This is a genomic window from Streptomyces corynorhini (assembly GCF_003346515.1).
GTDB classification, from domain to species: Bacteria; Actinomycetota; Actinomycetes; order Streptomycetales; family Streptomycetaceae; genus Streptomyces; species Streptomyces corynorhini.
Map to the genome: position 1 here is coordinate 169 of NZ_QQNA01000118.1, position 21,392 is coordinate 21,560.

A 21,392-nucleotide genomic window follows, 5' to 3' on the forward strand; every position below is an offset into this window, starting at 1 on the left:
CGCCACCTGGTGGAGCTGCGCACCGCCGCGCCCGCCGCCCGGATGGCCGTCTTCGGACTGATCGGGCTGACCGGTTTCGTACCGAACCTCCTCGCGCTGTACGGGCTGACGGCGGCCGGGATGCACTATCTGCCGGCCGAGGTGCTGGCCAACCAGTCCGGAGTGCTGTGGAACTTCCTGCTGATCGAGACGCTCCTGTTCCGCGACCGCCGCGCGCACCGGCACTGGGCGGACCGGGTGGGCCGGTTCGCGCTGCTCGCCAACGCCGATCTGCTGCTGCGGATCCCGCTGATCGCGCTGTTCGTGGCGTGGCTCGGGATGGCGGTGCTGCCCGCGACGGTGTGCGGGCTGCTGGCGACGTTCGTGCTGAGGTTCGTGGGGACGGAGGCGCTGGTGTATCTGCCGAAGCGGCAGCGTGCGGCGCGCGGGACGGTGGTGCGCGCGCGGCGGCCCGGGGCAGGCGCCGACCGGGTGGAGAGCGTGAGCGAGGCGAGCCGATGAGCCGTACGCGCGCCGGACGGCGCCCCTCTCCGCTGACGTACGCCCGCATCGCCCGCCGTGTCACCGCCCTTACACCACGCGGTACGGGACGCAGTACCGCACGCAGTACCGCACGCAGTACCGCACGCGGTACGGCTCGCCGCGCGTCCCGCCGCCGTACCGCCCTGCTCGCCGTGGCCGCGCTCACCGGCGGGCTGCTGCTCGGCGCGCAGCACCCGGCCGCCGCCGGGCCCAACCTCATCAAGAACCCGGGGTTCGAGACCGCGGGCACCGGCGCCGACGGGATGCCGTACTGCTGGGAGCGGTCCGGCTGGGGCGACAACGACTTCTCCTTCGACGTCGTCGCCGACGCCCACTCCGGTACGAAAGCCCTCAAGGTCGAGCTGACCCGCCGCGTCGACGGCGACCGCAAGGCGCTCATCACGGAGTCCGCCGCGTGCGCGCCGACGGTCGGGGAAGGGCTCCAGTACGACCTGTCCCTCTGGTACAGGTCCACCACCCCCGACGCGGCGATCACCCTGTTCCGCCACGACACCACGGCGGGCTGGCAGTACTGGACGGACCTCAAAACCCTTGACCTGAGCGCCGGTTACCAGCAGGCGTCGGTCCGTACCCCCGCCGTACCGCCGGGCACCGACCGGATCAGCTGGGGCGTCTCGGTGTACGGGACGGGCAGTGTGACGACCGACGACTACGCGATGGAGGAGGTCGCCGCGCCGCCCGTGGCACCCGAGTGCACCGGCACCGCCGAACAGTGCGCGCACGGGACGTGGGAGGTCCTGCCGACGCTCAACCCCGTGCGCTCGATGCACTCGGTGGTGCTCAACAACGGCAAGGTGCTGCTCATCGCCGGGTCGGGCAACGACACCGACATGTTCGCGGCCGGCACGTTCACCTCCGCCGTCTACGACCCGCAGGACGGCTCGTACCGCACGATCCCCACCCCCGACGACATGTTCTGCTCGGGCCACGTCCAGCTCTCCGACGGCCGGGTGCTGGTGATGAGCGGCAACAAGGGCTACCCGTCGGCGGACGGCACGGTCGGCTACCAGGGATTCAAGGACAGCTACGTCTTCGATCCGGACACCGAGACGTACAGCAGGACCAACGACATGAACGACGGCCACTGGTACCCGTCGGCCACGATCATGGGCAACGGCGACGTGATGTCCTTCGGCGGGCTGCGCGAGGACTCCAGCGGCTCCGTCACCGCCGAGCGCTGGTCGGCCGCGCAGGACAAGTGGCTGCCGATGACGCAGGTCAACCAGACCTGGTCGTACTGGGGGCTGTACCCGTCGATGATCCTCATGCAGGACGGCCGGCTGTTCTACTCCGGCAGCCATGTCTTCGGCAACGGCACCCCCGGCACCGGCGCCTCGGTCTACGACTACGACGCCAACACCGTGACGGACGTGCCGGGGCTCCAGAACAAGGACGAGCGCGACCAGTCGGCGAGCGTACTGCTGCCGCCCGCGCAGGACCAGCGGGTGCTGACCATCGGCGGCGGCAACATCGACTCCAACCCCGAGGCGAACCGCCTCACCGACCTCATCGACCTGAAGGAGCCCAACCCCGCCTATACACATGGCCCGTTGCTCCCGCAGGGCACGGTGGACCTGGGCGCGGGACCGCAGCCCCAGACCGGGGACCAGGGCAAGATGTACGGCTCGGCGGTGCTGCTGCCGGACGGCAAGGTGCTGGAGACCGGCGGCGCGCTGCACAACCGGGCCAACCCGGTGTACGAGACGTCCCTCTTCGACCCGGTGCTGAACACCTTCACCCCGGTGGCCGTGGACCCCGAGGCGCGCGGCTACCACTCGTCGGCGTTCCTGCTGCCGGACGGCCGCGTGATGACGACCGGCGACAACCCGGGCAACGGCTCCTGGAACCACCACGTCTCGCTCTACACCCCGCCGTACCTCCTCAAGGGCGCGCGGCCCACGATCACCTCGCTCGCGGGGGACCAGTGGCTGTACGGCGACACGCGGCGCATCACCGTCGACCGGCCGATCGCCAAGGCGGAGCTGATCCGCCCGGCCGCCGTCACCCACTCCTCCGACCCCAACCAGCGCTTCGTGGACCTGCCACTGACGGTCGACGCCGACGACGAGCGCACGATCGACCTCAACGTCACCGACAACCCCAACCTGGCGCCGCCCGGCTGGTACATGCTCTTCGCGGTCGACGCGGCGGGCGTCCCCTCGGTGGCGGAGTGGATCCACCTGGGCGGCCTGCCGGCGCTCGCCGACCGGGCGATGGCCTCGGCCCACGTCCACGACTTCGCGGGGGAGCTGGAGAAACCCGCCAAGAAGCCCGCCAAGAAACGCACTTCGGCCCCGGTGCCCCCCAGCGTCGCGGGGTGCGACCGCCACTACGGCACGGCCGGCGTCTGCGTACCGACGGCCTTCCCCGACACGGTACGGGGCGCCACCCCGGCCGCCACCACCAAGGCCCGCTGCGCCTGGCTCGCCACCCACGGCTACGGCGCCCTGAAGGTCAACGGCCAGGACGACCCCCTCCGCCTGGACCCGGACGGCGACGGGGTGGCGTGCGGGAAGGGCGATACGGGGCGGGGCTGACCTCGGCGCGGCACACGGGGCGCGCGGAACGGGTGTGGTCCTCGCCGGAGTACGAGGGCAGGACCACACCCGCGCGCGGCGGGGGCCGCGCCGGTCCGGCCGGGGCGACCCGGTTCAGCCGATGGTCTGCCGGGTTTTCCAGTAACTCGCCGACGAGATGATCTCGGCGCCGCTGCCGGTGAGCGCCGTCTTGCTGCCCGCGTAGAAGCGCACGGATCCGTTGGCCATGACGGCCCAGATGTCGGGGATGCCGTCGCCGTTGGCGTCCGGGGTGCCCATGAGATGCGGGATAGCCGTACTTGACCAGCCGGAGGCTCCGTACTGAGCGTCGAGTCCCGCAGCCGAATTGGCCGCGGAGGCGAGCGAGTTGAAGTCGACACCACCGGACGCGGCCTTGATCCCGGTGCGCAGCAGCAGTCGGCCGGACGCATCCGACCGGTAGACGAGGTCGGTGACGCCGTCACCGGTCACGTCCAGGGCGGTGACGATGTCGCGGTTGGTCCAGGCGGAACCGGAGAGGCGCGTGGCCGTCTCGACCGTCGCGCCGTTGTAGCCGACGAGTACCCACAGCGCGTCCCCGACCGTCACGAAGAAGTCGGCCTTGCCGTCTCCGTTGGCGTCGCCCGCCGAGACGATCTGGGTGAAGGTGCCGGGGTCCGGGGCGTTGGCCGGAAGCAGGATCTCGCGCCGCTTGCTGACGTTCACGGCGCCGTAGCCGTCACCGGGGTAGACCCAGAGCTTGCCGCCGACACGCACGATGAGGTCCTGGATGCCGTCGCCGCCGTACACGTCCCCGTTATGGGTGACCAGGGCGTTGTTGAAGTGTCCTGAAGGCGCGGAGACGAAGGGCGGGAGGTCGTCGCCGTTGGGGTCTTTCACGGGGTTGTCGCGATAGGCGCCGGGCATGGAGAAGCCCAGCCTCCCGTTCCCCTTGACGAGGTCCTTGTCCATCTGTCCGGCGTAGAGGCCGAGGTTGCCCTTCTCCGTGACGGTCATCAGGTCGGGTATGCCGTCCCCGCTGAAGTCACCGGGGCTGTCCGCCTTCTCTTTCGGCGCGACGTAAAAGAAGTACTTGGTCGCCGCGGAGGTGTTGCCGGCGCCGTCCACGGTCCGTACGTACAGCACGTTGGGGCCGGCCGACGGGGGCTTGGCGTTCTTGATCGTGGCACTGACCGTGGTCGCGGTGCCCGCCGTACGGGCCAGGGTGAACGAGTAACCGGCTCCGTTGTAGCCGTACTCGTAACGCACCACGTCCTTGTCGAGCGCGCGCACGGTGAAGGTGCCCGGAGTGCCGAATTTGATCTTGCTCCAGAGAGTGTCCTCGGGCTCGTTGCCGAAGCCGTTCTCGTTCTCATCGGCATTGGGGAAGTCGCTTGAGGAGACCTTGGGCGGCTTGGGGGCGGTGGTGTCCAGGATGAACCGGCAGGGCGTTGTCTTGGGTGAGTACCCCGATGAGGCACCGGCGTCGTCGAAGGCCCTGACGCGCCATGAGTACGTGGTGTTGTTGGTCAGCTTGCTGGTGGAGAAGGCGGTCGTCGTCACGCGGGCGCTGTCGGTGTTCTTGCCCACGGACACCTTCCCGGCCGACTTGAGCAGGTCCCCGGTGGTGGCCCACTTGCCGGTCGGCCACAGGTCGAAGTCCAGGTAGTCGAGGTTCTTGTCCTTGTCCGTCGCCGAGGCGGTGAAGGTGATCTCGCCGGCGCCCATCCGCACGTAGGGCGTGGTCGTGGTGCACTTGGACTCGGGACCGAAAGCCAGCCGGGTGGGGTCGGCGGGACGGCGGTTGTAGGCGATTTCGAGGTACGGCGCGTAGTCGCCGCCGTCCACGGCGAACTTCTTCCAGGCGTACTGGGAGTTCTCGTTCACCGCGCGCATGCCGAACGTGATGCTGCCCGAGCCCTTGTCGGCGGCCTGTTGGGCGGCCTTCTTGACGTCGAACGTCTCGTACGCGTCCGGGCAGCTGGACTTCCAGCCGTGCGCGAAGCTCTTGGTGGAGATCTTGTTGCCGTCGTGCAGCTTCGGGGCGTTCTTCCAGTTGGTCTTCGAGTCGATCTCACTGGTGAGATGCACGCTCATGGCCCGATCGCTGCACGACCAGGCGTAGGTCTCCAGAACGCGCAGCCTCGCCGAGGTGATGACCGCGCCCTTGATGGTGCCGTTCGTGTCGAAGTCGAGGTTGAAGAAGGAGCGTGAGGTGCCCCAGGTGTCGGACTCGAAGCCGACCCTCGCCTCGTGGGTGCCGCCCTTGTTGAAGCCCTTGCCGTTGTAGAAGGTCGCCTTCGGATAGCGGTCGTAGACGGTGGTCCAGTTCTGGGTGTGCTTCTTCACCGACGGGTCGATGAAGACGGGGAAGACGGTGGACGGGTCGGAGAGCAGCTCCGCGTCCGGAGTGATGACCCAGTCGGCGCCGGAGAGGTCTGTGTCGACCAGCGAGCCATGGGAGTCGGGGGACGGGCCGTCGAGGCCGGGCAGCGACAGCGTGGCCGCCTCTCCGGTCTTCGCCGGTTCCGGCGTCGGCTCCGGGGGAGCCGGCGGCAAGGGGGATTCCGGGACATCGGCGACGGGCTCGTCGCTCGCGGCCGGCAGGTCCTCCTCGTCCTCGTCCGTCTGTTCGTCGGACTGGCTCTCGTCGCTGTCCCCGGCCGAGGGCGTCTCCCCAGGGGTGTCCGGCTCCGGCTCTTCGGAGTTCTCGGGCGCGGACGGCAGCACCTCGGGGCTGGTGGGCTGCGCGGTCGCGCCCACCTCGCCGTCGGTGACGGCCGAGGCCCCGGCGCTGTCCCACATCACGGGGGTCGGCGACATGGCGACTTCGTCGCCGTAGGCGTTCTCGGCGCTGACGATGTGAGAGGACGGATCGAGCCGGAAGGTGAGGGTGGGGGAGGTGAGGCCGTACGAGAGCCGCGCGACGCGGGGGTCGGCGGCGGCGGTGCGGTTCTTCACCACGAGGAGCTGGGAGAACCCGTCGTCGTCCGCCGTGAGTACCAGGTCCGCGCCGGGAATGATCTCGGGATACAGCGCCCGGTTGTCGTCGATTACCGGCTGCGGAATCGGTCCCGGCCAGGTCAGTTGGATGTCGTGGCCGTTGGTGTGCAGGGTGACCAGCGGGCTCGCCGCCGCTTCGGCCTTCGCGCTCGTGCCCTTCAGAAGCGAGACGCGGTGTTCCGTGGTGCGTGACGCCCGCTTCTCTCCGGCCGTTTCCGCTTTCCCTCCGGACTCCGTGGAGCCCGCGGAGAACACCATCCCGGCGTTGGTGGCCCGGGGCTCCCAGCCGCGGTCGGTGCGGTACAGCGATCGGTCGATCGGCTGCCATTCGCCGTCGATCTTGGCGCGGATGGGGGAGACATGGACCCGGCGGAGCATCTGGCCACCCGGACGGGCCCATGTGGTGGAGTCGGCGGTGCGCAGCGAGGCGACCTCCACCAGCTTGCCGGTGTCGGCAGCCCTGGCGACGGCGTCGCTCTCACTGGACACCGAAGGGGCCGAGCGGGTGGACGGCCGTGCCGTGTTGGGCGCGGCGTCGGGGTCGGCCAGTCGCAGACCCGCGTAGGTCAGACCGGTCGCGGCGACGGCGGCGGCGCAGACCACGGCGACGGTGCGGCTGCCCGGCAGGCGGAACCGGCGTGGCGACGACATGAGTGAGACCCCTCCCCCTTGACCCCGGTCGGCGGATCACCGATCGGGGATACGACGCTCCTCACGCGAACGCAGCGGGACAAAGGGCCTGAGCGCACGGAACGAGCGAGCAGATCATGACCCATGGGTGAACATTCGTCACCCTCTGCGGAAACGTGCGCGCTCCGGTACGCGTGTGGCGCCTTCCGGTGCGCACACACCTCTCGTGAGCCCCGCGCAATCTCGGGGACAACGCAAATATGTTCAAAAGCTGGCCCATTCGACAATCGGGCAGGTGCATATTCCTTTTAAGTGGCGTGATCTCCGTGATGTCGGATGTAGATCTCATCGCTCTTTTATGGACTTATCTGTTCGGTTGTCTTCTCATTTCCCCGTACTGGTGCGTGATTGATCCACTACATGGCGTGACGATCATCACGTAGTCACTATTTCCCTGGCCTTTCTTCACGCTGTCCCCACAGAATCGGCGCGTTCTTGTATGACGTCCTGTGCGGCCCGCCCGGTGCCGTGCCACATGGTCCGGGGGGATCTGGCGTGTCTCGTCTGTCTGAAACTCGCCGTCGTAGACGTCGTGTTCGCCACACGGTGGTGCCCGCCGTGGGCCTCGCTCTGCTCGTGACTCTCCTGCCCGCCCAGGCATTCGCCCTGCCCCCCGACCCCGCCAGCGTGGGGCGCAGTGAAGTCGTCCTGGAGAAGCTCGACCAGGACAAGGAGATGCCGGGCCGGATCGTCAACAAGAACCTCGAAAGCCTCAAGACCGAGACCCCGGACGACCTGGAGCAGGCCCCCTCGGGCACGACCACCGTTCCCGCCGCCAAGAGCGGCGAGGTCACCTTCGGATCCGGTACGGCACCCGCCTCCGCCCGCACGGTGCCCAGTGACGACGCGGCGCGCATGGCGGCGACCCCGGTCGAGGGCTTGCCGGTCAGCCTGGGGCAGGCGGCGGGAGAGGATGCCCCGAGCGGTACGTGGAAGGTCGCGGTGGCCGGCCGCGCGGAGACCGTGGAGCGCGGTGTCGACGGCGCGGTGGTCACCGTGCAGGCGCCGTCCACCGGCGCCGTTCCGGTGTCGGTGCGGTTCGACTATGAGAAGTTCAAGAACCTCTACGGCGCGGACTGGGCCTCGCGACTGCGTCTCGTCCAGTTCCCCGAGTGCTACCTCACGACGCCCGACGTCGAGGAGTGCCAGGCGTACGAGGAACTGGAGTCGGTCAACGACACCGGCTCGGGGACCGTCACCGCGACGGTGGATACGACTGCCGCGGAGCCAGCCACTCCTGCCTCCGCGTCATCGGGCCGGAACAGCGGCGCCCCGGCTGTCCAGCAGGCCGCCTACCGGGGCGGAGCGACCACGGTCGCGGCGGCGACCACGGCGGCGGCCGGTGGTTCGACGGCCGTCCTCGGCCTCACCGACTCCGGTTCCGGCAGCGGCGGTTCGTTCACGGCGACTCCGCTCTCCTCCAGCGGGAACTGGGCCGCCGGTGGTTCGTCCGGCTCGTTCTCCTGGTCGTATCCGCTGACCGTGCCGCCCACCCCCGCCGGGCCCTCACCCAACATCTCCCTGGAGTACGACTCCCAGCAGGTGGACGGGAAGACCGCGGTCTCCTCGCCCCAGGCGTCCTGGATCGGCGAGGGCTGGGACTACGAGCCGGGTCACATCGAGCGGCGTTACCGCTCCTGCAAGGACGACACCAAGAAACTCAAGGCCGGTGAGCCCAACAACACCGCCGCCAAGAGCAAGACCTCCGACCTGTGCTGGCTGTCGTACAACGCGGTCATGTCCCTCAACGGGCGCACAGTCGAACTCGTCCGGGTGGGCGCCACAAACATCTACCGTCCGCAGAACGACGACGGCACCCGCGTCGAGCTGAAGACCGGTGCCACCAACGCCGACAACAACGGCGAGTACTGGATCGTCACCACGCCCGACGGTACGACGTACTACTACGGCCTGAACGCGGTCGGCGGCGGCCACGCGAACACCACCTCGGTCTCCACCGTCCCCGTCTACGGCAACCACCCTGGCGAACCCTGCCACGCCACCACCTTCGCCGAGTCCCGCTGCGGCGCGGGCAAGCAGCAGGCGTGGCGCTGGGGTATGGACAAGGTCGTCGACGTCCACGGCAACGCGATGGTCGTCAACTGGAAGCAGGAGAGCAACTACTACGCCGTCAACAAGAAGTTCAAGTCGCCCGAGAGGTACGACCGGGCCGCCTACCCGGTCTCCATCGAGTACGGCATGCGCGTCTCCGATCTGACGAAGCCTTCGGCCGTCGTCGAGTTCGGTGTCAAACAGCGCTGCCTCAAGGCGGGCACCGCCTGCGACGCCGCCAACTTCGCCAAGACCGACGACCCCGGCGCGTACCGCCCCTGGTGGGACACTCCCGGCAACCTCAATTGCAAGGCCACCTCCAAGCTGTGCCAGGCTTTCCCCTCCTTCTGGACCCAGCTGCGCCTGGACACGATCACCACGAAGGCGGCCCGCCCCGGACAGAGCGGCCTGGGCAGGGTGGACACCTACACGCTTCACCAGTCGTTCCCCGCCGACTGGTACGACACGTCGCCCGGACTCTGGCTCAACTCCGTGACCCGCACGGGCTTCGCACCGGGCGACACCAAGGGGACGGTCCAGTCCAAGGACGGCGTCAGCTTCGGCCACTACACCGTTGGCTCCTCCTCCCCGCTGAGGGCGAGGCTGCGGGACCGGCAGCTGCCCAACCTCGTCTCCTCGGGAGCGGGCGACCAGCGGCCCGGTTTCACCCGCCCGCGTGTCGGCGTCGTCGCGACCGAGAACGGCGGCGACATCGAGGTCGAGTACCGCGGCGGCTGTGCCACCGAACCCGCCACCGACAAGGGCAGGAACAACACCACCTGCTATCCGGTGCGATGGTCCCCCGACGGTGACGTGAAGACACCGGCCAAGGCCTGGTTCAACAAGTACGTCGTCGACTCGGTGACCGAAAGGGACCGGGTCACCACGCACGGCAAGCCCGTCGTCACGTCGTACGCGTACTCCTCGCCGGCCTGGGACAGGACCGACGACGAGTTCACCCGGCCGTCGCTGCGCACGTACAGCGTGTGGCGCGGCTATCGCCAGGTGGCAGTCACCAAGGGAAGCAAGTCCACGTCCCAGCAGGGCGACCCCGACTCGCAGTCGTACTCCGTCACCCGCTTCTTCCAAGGCACGGGCGGTGCGGTCAAGGACTCCGCGGGCGCGGTGGAACTGATCGCCGACGACGCCGCGCAGTTCGCCGGAATGACCGCGGAGACCCTCACCTACGAGCACTCGCAAGGCCGGCTCCTCAAGCGCACCCTGACCTTCCCCCGGTCCGAGCAGACCGCGTCCCGCGTCCGTGAGGCCGAGGACGCCACGGAGCTGGAGCCGCTGCGCGCCCAGCGCGTCTGGGTGGCACGTACCGACGCCATCCAGACCGTCGACAGCAGCTGGCAGGCGCTCCGTACCGAGACCACGGTGGACGACACCTACGGGCTGCCCACCCAGGTCGAGATGTCGGTCGTCAAGCCCAACGGGACCGGCGAGACCCGCAGCAATCAGGTGTGTGTGCGGACCTCGTACCTGCACAACACCACCGCCTGGATCATCGGCAAGGCCAAGGAGGCCCGCTCCACCGCCACGCCCTGCGCAGCATTCGACACGGCCGACCCGAGCACCCAGTTGCTGAGTTCGGTGCGTACGTCCTACGACGGCCAGGCATGGGGGACCGCCCCGACGAAGGGGCTGGAGACGGCACTCGCCGAGATCGACGGCAAGGGCACCGCCCACTCCGTGACCAGCACCAGCACCTACGACGACCTGGGCCGGATCCGGAAGGCCACCGAGCCGCTGACCGGCACGTCGGAGACCGTCTACACGCCTGCCGAGGGCGGTCCCGTCACCTCCGTCAAGACCGTCAATCAGCTGGGGCACGCCTCCACGACGACCTATGACCCGGGCCGCGCCCTGCCGCTCACCGTCACCGATGCCAACGGCCGGGTGACCCGTACCGAGTACGACGCGCTCGGTCGCGTCGTCAAGGGCTGGTCCCCGTCCCGTTCTTCGGGCGGCAAGTCGCCGGACGCGGAGATCTCGTACCAGGCCGCCGTCGCCACGAAGGACGAGACCAAGCCGGCCGCCGTCACCGTCAAGGCGCTCAAGGACGACGGGAGTTACAGCAGCCAGGTCACCCTCTACGACGGCCTGATGCGTCAGGTGCAGACCCAGAGCGAGGCCCACGGCGCGGGCCGGATCATCAGCGACACCAAATACGACGACCACGGCCAGGTGTGGGAGCAGACCGGCGGCTACCTGGCCAAGGGCGCCCCGGACACCCGGCTCTTCGCCCGCATCTCGGAGTCGCTCGTACCGAGCAAGACCAGGACGCGGTACGACGGAATGGAGCGCGTGGTCCGCTCGTCCGTCTACCACGGCGCCGACTACCAGTACGCGACATACACCACGTACACGGATACCACGGTCTACGTGAAACCGCCCGGCTCCAGTGCCCCGGCGACCAAGAGCTTCACCGACGCCATGGGCCGGGTCACGTCCGTACGGCACTACACCGCGGCGGACGGTGTAGCGAGCTACCGGACGACGAACTACACGTACGACGCCCGAGGGAACCAGACCAAGGCCACCGACCCGGCCGGCAACGCCTGGACGTACACCTACGACGCGCGGGGGCGGCTCGCGGCGTCGACCGACCCGGACAGCGGCTCCACCTCCTTCGAGTACGACGACGCCGACCGCCAGATCAAGACGACGGACGCGCTCGGCAAGAGCCTGTACACCGAGTACGACGTCCTGGGCCGCACCAAAGCGGTCCGTGAGGGCGCGGCCGACAACAAGCCGGTCAAGGAGTTCGCGTACGACGGTGTCCCGGGCGCGGTCGGCCTGCCCGTGTCCTCGCTCCGGCGTGACGCGTCCGGCGCCGAGTACACCAACCGGATCACCGGCTACGACACCGACTACCGGCCGACCGGCCGGGAGATGGTCATCCCCGCCAACTCGATGACCACCGGGCTGTCCGGCACGTACGCCTACTCCTACGCGTACACGCCGACAGGAAAGCCCCTGTCGGTCACGCTCCCGGCCAAGGGCGGTCTGGCGAAGGAAAAGGTCGTCACGCGTTACGACGACGACGGCCTCCCGGAGTCCACGTCCGGCATCGACTGGTACACCTCGGACGTCACCTACTCCCCGTACGGAGAGGTCCAGCGCACCGCCAACGGCGCCCAGCCGACCCGCGTGTGGACGACCAACTTCGTCGACCAGCACTCCGGCAGCCTCCAGCGCACAGTCACCGACCGCGAGAACGGCGGCATCGGAAACCCCCGCGTCTCCGACAGTTACTACTCGTACGACGCCTCGGGGAACATCTCCTCCAACGCGCGCCGGCTCACGGACACCGCTGGCACCTCCTGGGACAACCAGTGCTACACGTACGACGCGCTGGGCGAACTGGTGCACGCCTGGACGTCCAACATCACTCCGGACCAGGGCGGTACCGGCTGCCGCTCCTCGGGCGGCACCAACTGGGGCTACCAGAAGGACGGCAAGACTTCGGGCGGGCCGGTCGCCGAAGCCCCCACCCTGACCACGGACACCACGAGCCCCAGCTCGAAACTGACCGCCTCGCTGGGCGCTGCGGCTCCGCTCGCCTCGACGGTCTCGACCGGTACCACCGCCTACCGGCAGGCGTTCACGTACGACTGGCTCGGCAACCGTGCCACGCTGACGGAACACAACACCGCCGACGCCACGAAGAACGTCACCTTCAAGTACGGCTACGGCCGCCCGGCTACCGGACAGACCCACGCCCAGCCGCATGCCCTCACGTCGGTCACCTCCACGCCGGCGGGCCAGGGCAGTGTCTACACGAATGACGACGTCGGCAACACCACGGTCCGCGACCTCCCCAAGACCACGCAGAAACTGGTGTGGAACGCCGAGGACCGGCTCGAAACGATCACCGACGACGGCGTTCAGACGCGCTACGTCTACGACGCCGACGGCAACCGCCTTCTGGAGAACTCGCCCACCGGCTCGACCCTGTACCTGGGGGAGACCGAGCTGACGACCGACTCCACCGGCAAGATCACTCGCGCCTCCCGCGCCTACGCCCAGGATGGCGCACCCACCGTCGTACGCACCACGACCAACGGCGCGGCCACGGGCCACCAGCTCAACGTCCTCATCTCGGACCAGGTGGGCACCGCCAACACGACGGTCGGCCTCACCGCGGGCCAGACGGTCACGCGCCGCGCCTTCAAGCCGTTCGGCGAGACCCGCGGCCCCAAGCCGACCACATGGCCGAACAAGCGCGGCTATCTCGGCACGGGCATCGACGACTCCGCCACCGGCCTCACTCATCTCGGGGCCCGCGAGTACGACCAGGCTGCGGGCCGCTTCCTGACGGCGGACCCGGTCGTCGACATCACCGACCCGCTCCAGATGAACGGGTACGCGTACAGCAACAACAGCCCCATCAGCAGCAGCGACCCGACGGGACTCTGCCCGGCGGACATCTGCGGTCACGGGCCCGGGAACCCCTCGCAGCACTACGGGGGCGGTCCGAAGAAGAAGGAGAAGACCGGGGACACCGGCGGTGGAGGTAACGCCGGTGGCGGTGGTGGCGGTGGAACTTCCACTTCCGCGGGCGCCCGCACCACGGTCACCTACACCCAGACCAAGACCGTCACGGTGGCCAAGTCCGAGCCCTGCGACGTGTGGTGCAAGGGCGGGAGATGGTTCAAGAAGCACAAGACAGAGATGATCACCATCACGGTCGAAATCACGGTCGGCGTCACCTGTGGCGCCGTGGCGGTCGGCGCGGGCGCGGTCACCGCCGGGGTGGGAGCCGTCGCCGTGGGAGCGGGCTGCGGAGCACTGGCCGGCGCGGCGGGGGCCGCTGTCGGCAACGCGATGGATTCCTCGGCCGACAAGAGCATCGGCGGCTACGGATCCGCCATCGGCAAGGGCGCGCTGATCGGTGGTGTCAGCGGGGCGGTCGGGGGAGCGGTCGGCGGCGTACTGGCCAAGGGCGTTAAGGCGGTCGCCTCCAAGGTGGTCGGCAGAGGGGGCAAAGCGGTCGCCGCCAAGGGGGGCGTTTCGGGTGTCGATCACATGGACAGTGCGATACCGGCTGGCGCCAAGGTCACACATGGTAAGTCGTTCACTCGCATCGGCGACGATGCGAAAAGCGTGAGAAACTCTCATAACGTGGCCAACGCTGGTGACCACGACGTGGTTGCACACGGGTCGCGCGACGGATTTTTGGAACTCGGCCAAGATCGAGTCAACGGAGGTCAGATTGTCGACGCCGTGACGAATAATCCCAATTATAGTGGGGGATGTGTTCGGCTATTGGTGTGTCATTCTGGATCGTCGGGGATTGCTCAGCAGGTGGCCGATGAGCTTCGTGTCGCGGTCCGGGCGCCTACAGACATGGTGGGAACGAATCCGCGACTCGGTGCCGGGCAGCAGCCGCAAATCGCCAACGAGGGATCCTGGAGAATGTTTCTTCCGATCCTCAATAATGGTTCACACGGAGTGATGTGATGATCAGGTTTGTAGGCTTCTATGAGCAGTTGAAGCCACTGAACGGCCCGTCGGTCTATCTGGAAGACATCGGCACTCCGGAAATCCAGGGGGGCGGGGGAACTGCCGGTGCCCAGCTTGGTGGGTATCTGAGAAACGGGTACCCGATCCTGGATGTGATGGAGCTCACTACTGATGTCCTGGGTGGGACTGATCGAATCGCCGGAGGATCATCAGTATTGACAGATGGTCTATGGGTGTGGCGTTGGGATCTGGCGCATTACGTAGAACGGTACGATGTGCCATTGCCTGATGATTTCATTTCGCGTGTTCATGGGAATTCATTCGTCATTCCGAATGTTGAAGACGCGCTGCTCGACGAGATCAGCCTGAAGGTGAGTGAAATGCTGGGTTTCAGGGTGGATCCAGGGTGCGCCCCTCGGTAAAGGGAGAGTCCGCGCAAGCACCCGCACTTGATCGACGTGACGTGATGTCCGAGAACGCCGGGTCAGGGAATCGGAGGAGCGCCGTTCGTGCGTCCGAGCCGTGCGCGCCGACGCACCCCTCCCCGTGCCCTGTGCGCCGACGCGCGGGAGAGGGGTGCGCCGCGTCGGCCTGGTCGCTCTGTGTTCATGCTGGGTGCGGTCCTCGTTCACCATGTTCGCTCTGGGTGTTCCCGTGGCGGTCCTACGATGCGATCGTGGTCGTGATCGGTGGACGCGAGGGGGACGTGTTGCGGGGGATGGAGCGGATCGCTCGGGAACTGCCGTACGGCGTAGAGGTGTTCAGTCTGCGGCCCGACGGGGTGGTGCTGTTCGCCGACCGGGACGGGGCGCGGGAGCTGGGGCCTCGGGAGGACTTTCTGCGGTTCATCGACGCCGGGCAGTTCGCCCACTACCTCGTCGGCGACGCGCACACCTCGCCCGAGCGGCCGTCCAACGCCACGTTCAAGCTCGGTGTCGTCGGGCCGCGCAGCGCGTTCACGCCGCACGCGCACGGCGGTGAGCACATCGTGCTCAGCCTCGGGCACGCCGCGTGCGGGCTGTACGACGCGCCTCGCGGGCGGGTGACCGAACTGCGGCTCTTCCCCGGGGCGATGATCCGGATCCCCGAGATGATGCCGCACTCCTTTGCCAACCGGGGCGCGAAACCGCTGCACATCCTCGCCGCCAACACCGGCTTCGGCATCGACCACGAGGACTACGCCATCACCGCCGACGAGGCCGAGCGGCGGGCGACCGACGTGCTGCCGCGGCGCGATCCCGCCGTCCCCGGTACGGCCGTCGGGACCGTCGAGCGCGTGGCCACCGACTACGGGCTGCTCGCCGCCTCGCTGCGCGACATCGAGCGGCGCCAGCGGATACGGGGCATCGGCGCCGTCTCCGTACGGGAACGGCTCGCGGCCCGGCTGCGGAGGGCCGCGTCGAGGCTGGAGGCGCCCCGGTGATCTGCCCGCACTGTGAACAGAACCTGCTCCGCAAGGAGCGCCCCGGCATGCGCTGTTCGAAATGCGGCCGGCCCTACGCCTTCGATCCGAAGGACAACACCCTTCGGCTCAGCGACGTGCGCATCCGGCGCCTCGTCAAGAAGATCTCCGACGAAGGCCGGGTGAGCGTCTCCGTCAGCCAGCTCTGGTTCGCGGTGACCCGCAGCACGCGTGCGCGGGGAGAGAGCCTCGCGGGGACCCTGGGGTGCTCCGCCCTCGCCGCCATGGCCGGTGGCGGGCTGATCGCCCTCGGGCTCAGCATCGGGGAACAGGCAGCCACCGCCACGGTGATCGGAGGGATCATCCTCTGGGCGGTGCTCATCGTGCTCGTCGTCGCGCCGGCCGGGCGCCGCAACCGCCGGAAGGCGCTGGCGTTCGGCTACTTCACCTCGGTCCTGATGAGCCGCTGGCAAACGGTGTACGGCGCGCTCCCCGCCGGAGTCGTGGACGACTCCGCGCTGCGCGGCCTGCCCCGGCCCGAGCGCCCGGCGGCCGTCCTGCTCTGCCCCGACCGGTCCATCGCCGCCTTCCTGGCCGCCAACGGAGTGCCCCAGCGCCACACGCTCGCCCTGGTCCCCGATGTACGGGACGTGCAGGCGATACCGGGTACGCCTCCTGTCATCGTCCTGCACCACGCCGACCCGATCGGCTGCCGGCTCCCCGGGCTGGTACGCGCGGCGCTGCCCGGCCGCCGGGTCGTGGACGCGGGCCTGCCGCCGCGCGCCGTGATGAACGCGCCCGGCGCGCTGCCGCTGCTCGGCGACAAGCCGGAGCCCGAGGTCCTCGCGGCGCTCCACGAGGTGCGCGCGGCCGGTGAGCTGACCGACGCCGAAGTGGCCTGGCTCGCCAAGGGGCGGAGCGGCTCGCTCGCCGGGGTGCCGCCGGTGAAGCTCCTCGCCGTCGTCACCAAGGTCGTCGAACGCGTCACCGCCGCGGCCGACCCCGCGCGGCACGAGGCCGAGGCCGTCGGCTTCCTCACCTGGCCGGGGGGGGCGGTCCCCGGGCTGCTGGACAGCGTTCCGGCGGACGCGAAGCCGCCCCGTCCCGCGACCGGTGAACCGCGCGAGCCCGACCTCTACGACTACGGCCTGCCCCGGCTGCTCATCTGCCAGAGCCGCTCCGTGGCGCGCATGCTTCTCGCCAACGACGTCCATCTGGAGGCCGCCTGCCCGGTGTTCGCCGCCGACGACCTGCCGCTCGACCCCCGGCTCGCCGCCGGGCTCGGCCGGGTCGAGGGCGCCACCGTGCACGTCCTGCACGACGCGAGCGCGCCGGGTGTCGCGCTCACCGCGCGCGTACGGGACGAGCTGAGCGGACCGGGCGGAGCGACCGGAACGGGGGTTCCCGGCGTACGGGTCGTCTCGATGGGCCTCGTACCCCGGCACGCGGCGGCGCTGCGTCTGTACGCGCGCAAGGGCCCCGCCTCCTCCCCGGACGGCGACCCGATGCCCGCCGCGCTCGAACCCCGCGAGCGGGAGTGGCTGGCGGCGGGACGGTTCGCCGAGGTGGAGTCCGTACCCCCGGCCAGGCTGCTGCGTACCGTCCTGCGGCTGGTGCGCGGGCCGAGAACGCCCGTCCACTCCGGGTGGAGCGGGCTGCGGGCTCTGCGTACGGCGGGATTCATGACATGGCCGTCGGGCACCCCGACGGGAACTCCGACGGGCACCCCGACAGGGCCCCCGATGAGCGACTCGCCGGGCGAGACAAGGACACGAGACGATGAACCGGCCACGCGAAACCCCCTACCGAGATGAACTCCTCGCCGACGGCAGCGTCCACCGCGCCTACGAGGACGGCCGCGAGGAGTGGCGGCGCCGCGACGGCGGCGGCCCCCTCGTGCACTGGCACGACAACCGGGGCGCCGCGGGCACCGACGAACTGCTCGGCGACCGGATCATCAAGCGGCGGTACGCCGACGGGCGGGTGACCTACGGCAGGGACATCGGATACGGCCGTACGGTCTGGGACGGCGGCGCGACCGTCCTCGTCAACCGGACCTCGTTCGGCGGGCGCGTGGGCGCCGTGCTGGGCGGACTGGGGCTCGGGGCCGGGCTCGGCATCGCGGGGCTGGCGCTCACCGCCGCGCAGCTCCCGCCCGCGCACCTCACTCCGGAGGAAGAGGAGGCGCTGCGCCAGCAGCAGGCGAGCCAGAACGCCTCCGGCGGTGACGGTGGTGGTGGCGGTGGTGACGGCGGTGGCGGAGACGGTGGTGGTGGCGGTGATGGCGGCGGTGGTGGTGACGGCAGCGCCGACTGGGATTCCGACGACGACAGCGGCTGGAGCGACGACGACTTTGGATAGGCAGTGGAAAGGGGACGGGCATGGCGCGGTTCGCGGTCTGTCTGGCGCCGACAGCTGAGCGCTCACGCGCCCACCTCGCGTCCATGGGCGCGGCCGTTCGGCCCGGCGCGGGCGCCGGACGGCTGGCGCTGGTCGAGGACGAACCGGGATACGCGGAAGGCCCGTTCACCGCGTGCGGCCGTACCGCCGTCGGCGAGGTCATCCTGCACAACAGGCCCCAACTGCTCGCCGCCCTCGCCGCGGCCGGTGCCCCCGCCCCGCCCGGCTGCCCGGACGGCGAGCTGCTCCTGCGCTGCTGGGTGCGGCTCGGCGCCGCCGGGATCCGCGCGGCGGAGGGGATGTTCGCGCTGGCCGTGCACGAACCGGGCGACAGCCCCGCCGACCCCGGCGAACTGACCCTGATACGGGACCATATGGGCGCCCGGACCCTCTTCTACGCGCGCACGCAGGACAGTTGGGCCGCCGCCACCTCCCTGCGCGCCCTGCGCCGCTGGCCCGCACTCTCCACCGGCCTCGAACTGGCCGCCGTGCGCTCCTTCCTGACCTTCGCCTACCTCCCCGGCGAGGAGACCCTGCTGCGCGGGGTACGGGAGGTGCTGCCGGGCAGATGCCTGCGGCTCGCGGCGGACGGGACCGTGACCGAGGAGCACTACTGGGAGCCGTGCGAGCGGCTGCGGGAGACCGACGCCTCCCCCACCCCGTACGTGCTGCGGCTGCGCGAACTGCTGGAGGAGGCGACCGCGATGCGGCTTCCGGCGGGCGAGGCCGTCGGCGTGCTGCTCTCCGGCGGCGTCGACAGCTCCCTGGTCACCGCACTCGCCGCCAAGCTGCACGACCATCCCGTACACACGTACTCGATCAGCTTCGGCGCCGAACTCCCCAACGAGCTGGGCTACTCGGGGCTGGTCGCCGCGCACTGCCGCACCCGCCACCGGATCCTCACCGTGTCCGGCGAGGCCGTCGCCGCGCGGCTCGCGGACGCGGCGGCGCTGCTGGACAGCCCCGTCGGCGACCCGCTGACCGTGCCGAACCTGATGCTCGCGGAGGCCGTGGCGGGCGACGGGCCGCGGGTCGTCCTCAACGGGGAGGGCGGCGACCCGGTCTTCGGCGGGCCGAAGAACCTGCCGATGCTCGTCCAGGAGATGCACCGAGACGAGCTGTACGGACCGGGAGGCGCGTCTCCCCACGGCCCCGCCGAGGACGCGCGCGCGAGCGCCTATCTGCGCTCGTACCGCAAGTGCTTCACCGACCTGCCCGATCTGCTCACCCCCGAGGCGCTCGAAGCCCTCACCCCGCTGCCCGCTCCGCAGCGTTTCGTCACCCCGTACCTGCGCCCCGCCGCCCGGGACGGCCGGATGGACCACCTGCTCAACCAGCTGCTGCACTGCAATCTGCGCACCAAGGGCGCCCACCACATCCTCACCAAGGTCGAGCGGCTCACCGCCTCGCAGTCCGTCCAGGGCCGCGCCCCGCTGTTCGACCGGCGGGTGGTGGACCACGCCTTCGCCACCCCGCCCCGGTGGAAACTGAACGGCGCGGTCGAGAAGTGGGTCCTGAAGGAGGCCGTACGGGACCTGCTGCCCGGCACGGTCGTGGACCGGCCCAAGAGCGGCATGCGCGTACCCGTGCAGCAGTGGCTCGGCGGGCCGCTGCGCGAGCTGGCGGGCGATCTGCTGCTGGGCCGGGAGGCACGGGACAGGGGGCTGTTCCGGGAGGACACCGTACGGGCGTGGATGCGCGGCGAGGGAGCGCTGCTGCCCCGGCAGGGCGGGAAGCTCTGGCTCGTGCTCACGCTGGAGCTGTGGCTGCGGGCGTACGACGTCGGCTGAGCCCGGGTTCTCGGGATCGTCCCGGTCCTCCCGATCTCGTCCAGGTTCCTCAGGTCGTCCAGATCTCGTCCAGGTCCCTCAGGTCGTCCAGGTCCCCTCGGGTCTTCCCGGTCCCTTAGGTCGTCGCGGTTCCTCAGGTCGTCGCGGTTCCTCAGGTTCCTCAGGTCCCCGGGGATCCCGAGGCACCCTGGACCTCCGGACCCTCAAGCCTCTCAAGTCCCCCGTCACTCAACCCCCGTCACTCAAGCCCCCCGTTTACTCAACCCCCGTCACTCAAGTCCCCGTACACCGGCGCCTGGAGGCCCCTCTTGGACACCCTTCCGCTCATCGACCCCCGCACCGGAAAGCCGCGCGGTACCGGCTCCGTGGCCCGCGAGCCGCAGGTCACCGCCGCGATCGGAGCCGCACGCCGCGCCCTTCCCGGCTGGCGCGCGCTCACGCCCAAGGAACGCTCCCGGCGGCTCGACCGGCTCGCCGCGCTGATCGAGGAGCACGCCGACGACTACGCCGTACGGGAGCGGGCCGGTACGGGAAAGCCGGTGCACGAGGCCGCGGGCGAGGTGGAACAGCTGGCCGACCTCTTCCGCTTCTACGCCGGTGCCGCCCGCACCAGGACCGCCCCGGCGGCGGGCACCCTCGTCGCGGGTCACGAGAGCTGGGTGCGCTGGGAGCCCCTCGGCGTCGTCGGCGTCGTCGTCCCCTGGAACTACCCGCTGATGATGGCCGCGTGGCGCTGCGCCCCCGCCCTCGCCGCCGGAAACACGGTGGTCGCCAAGCCCGCCGAGACCACCCCCGACGCGCTGGAACTGCTTGCCGAGCACGCGCGGGAGGCGCTGGGCGAAGGCGTCCTGCGGGTGCTCCCCGGCGACCGCGACACCGGTCGGCTGCTGGTCGCGGGCGACGTCGACATGATCGCCTTCACCGGCAGCGCGATGGCCGGGGCCGAGGTGGCGGCACGGGCGGGGACCCGGCGCGTCAGCCTGGAACTGGGCGGCAACAGCCCCGTCCTCGTCCTGCCGGACGCCCCCGACGACACCTGGGCGGAGCTGGCGGCGGCGACCACGTACAACGCGGGCCAGAGCTGCGCCGTCCCGGCGCGGGTCATCACGCTCCGCGCCAACTACGAGTCGGCGCTGTCCCTGCTCACCGCCGCCCTGCGCGAACGCCGTGCGGGCCGTGACTTCGGGCCGCTCAACAACGCCGACCAGGCCGCTCGTTACGACCGGATCGTGGCCTCCTCCGCCGCGAAGGTGACGGTGAGCGGCGAGACGGAGATCGCCCCGGGCGAGGAGGGCGGCTTCTGGCGGCCCACGACGGTCCTCGCGGAGCTGCCGGACGACGATCCGGCGGTACGGGAGGAGGTGTTCGGGCCCCTTCTCACGGTGCAGGCCGCCGAGAGCGTCGAGGCGGCCTGCACCGTGAGAAGGGGCCCGAACACCTCCTCCCGTACCGCCGGATCGTCGTCCGGCAGCTCCGCGAGGACCGGCTGGGGCCGCCAGAAGCCGCCCTCCTCGCCCGGGGCGA

Annotated in this window: 10 protein-coding genes; 9 read left to right on the plus strand and 1 reads right to left on the minus strand. The window is 70.0% G+C overall.

Annotation, left to right across the window (positions count from 1 at the left end):
- A partial coding sequence (locus tag DVH02_RS16125; protein WP_233518261.1) for a GtrA family protein occupies positions 1-501 on the plus strand: 501 nt, incomplete at its 5' end.
- Positions 498-3,080, plus strand: a complete 2,583-nt coding sequence (locus tag DVH02_RS16130) for a galactose oxidase early set domain-containing protein (RefSeq protein WP_114624522.1) — start codon at positions 498-500, stop codon at positions 3,078-3,080. The genes DVH02_RS16125 and DVH02_RS16130, both read left to right, overlap by 4 nt.
- Before the next feature lie 114 nt (positions 3,081-3,194).
- Here DVH02_RS16130 and DVH02_RS16135 read toward each other — a convergent pair whose 3' ends face one another.
- Positions 3,195-6,713: a DNRLRE domain-containing protein gene (locus tag DVH02_RS16135; protein WP_114624523.1), complete on the minus strand. Its 3,519-nt coding sequence runs from the start codon at positions 6,711-6,713 to the stop codon at positions 3,195-3,197.
- A gap of 588 nt (positions 6,714-7,301) precedes the next feature.
- Here DVH02_RS16135 and DVH02_RS16140 point away from each other — a divergent pair.
- The 7 genes from DVH02_RS16140 to DVH02_RS16165 form a co-directional block, all read left to right on the plus strand.
- Entirely contained in the window at positions 7,302-14,273 is a 6,972-nt protein-coding gene (locus DVH02_RS16140; RefSeq protein ID WP_407697633.1) for an RHS repeat domain-containing protein, read from the plus strand.
- Entirely contained in the window at positions 14,273-14,698 is a 426-nt protein-coding gene (locus DVH02_RS34825) for a hypothetical protein (protein ID WP_147286067.1), read from the plus strand. Before DVH02_RS16140 ends, DVH02_RS34825 begins: the two co-directional genes overlap by 1 nt.
- Positions 14,699-14,952: 254 nt before the next feature.
- On the plus strand, positions 14,953-15,699 hold the full coding sequence (locus DVH02_RS16145) for a cupin domain-containing protein (RefSeq protein WP_233518263.1): 747 nt from the start codon (positions 14,953-14,955) through the stop codon (positions 15,697-15,699).
- Between the two features lie 47 nt (positions 15,700-15,746).
- Entirely contained in the window at positions 15,747-17,492 is a 1,746-nt protein-coding gene (locus DVH02_RS35585) for a hypothetical protein (RefSeq protein WP_199566299.1), read from the plus strand.
- On the plus strand, positions 17,458-18,039 hold the full coding sequence (locus DVH02_RS16155; protein ID WP_114624524.1) for a hypothetical protein: 582 nt from the start codon (positions 17,458-17,460) through the stop codon (positions 18,037-18,039). The genes DVH02_RS35585 and DVH02_RS16155 overlap by 35 nt, the downstream gene beginning before the upstream one ends.
- Positions 18,040-18,059: 20 nt before the next feature.
- The gene (locus DVH02_RS16160) at positions 18,060-19,868 is read left to right on the plus strand and encodes an asparagine synthetase B family protein (protein WP_114624525.1); all 1,809 of its coding nucleotides are present in this window, start codon (positions 18,060-18,062) and stop codon (positions 19,866-19,868) included.
- A 308-nt stretch (positions 19,869-20,176) separates the two neighbouring features.
- A partial coding sequence (locus DVH02_RS16165) for an aldehyde dehydrogenase family protein (protein ID WP_114624526.1) occupies positions 20,177-21,392 on the plus strand: 1,216 nt, incomplete at its 3' end.

Coding starts and splice junctions, on each gene's coding strand:
- DVH02_RS16130 (WP_114624522.1), top strand. CDS start 498: ATGAGCCGTACGCGCGCCGGACGGCGCCCCTCTCCGCTGACGTACGCC.
- DVH02_RS35585 (WP_199566299.1), top strand. CDS start 15,747: ATGCGCTGTTCGAAATGCGGCCGGCCCTACGCCTTCGATCCGAAGGAC.
- DVH02_RS34825 (WP_147286067.1), top strand. CDS start 14,273: ATGATCAGGTTTGTAGGCTTCTATGAGCAGTTGAAGCCACTGAACGGC.
- DVH02_RS16155 (WP_114624524.1), top strand. CDS start 17,458: ATGAACCGGCCACGCGAAACCCCCTACCGAGATGAACTCCTCGCCGAC.
- DVH02_RS16135 (WP_114624523.1), bottom strand. CDS start 6,713: ATGTCGTCGCCACGCCGGTTCCGCCTGCCGGGCAGCCGCACCGTCGCC.
- DVH02_RS16160 (WP_114624525.1), top strand. CDS start 18,060: ATGGCGCGGTTCGCGGTCTGTCTGGCGCCGACAGCTGAGCGCTCACGC.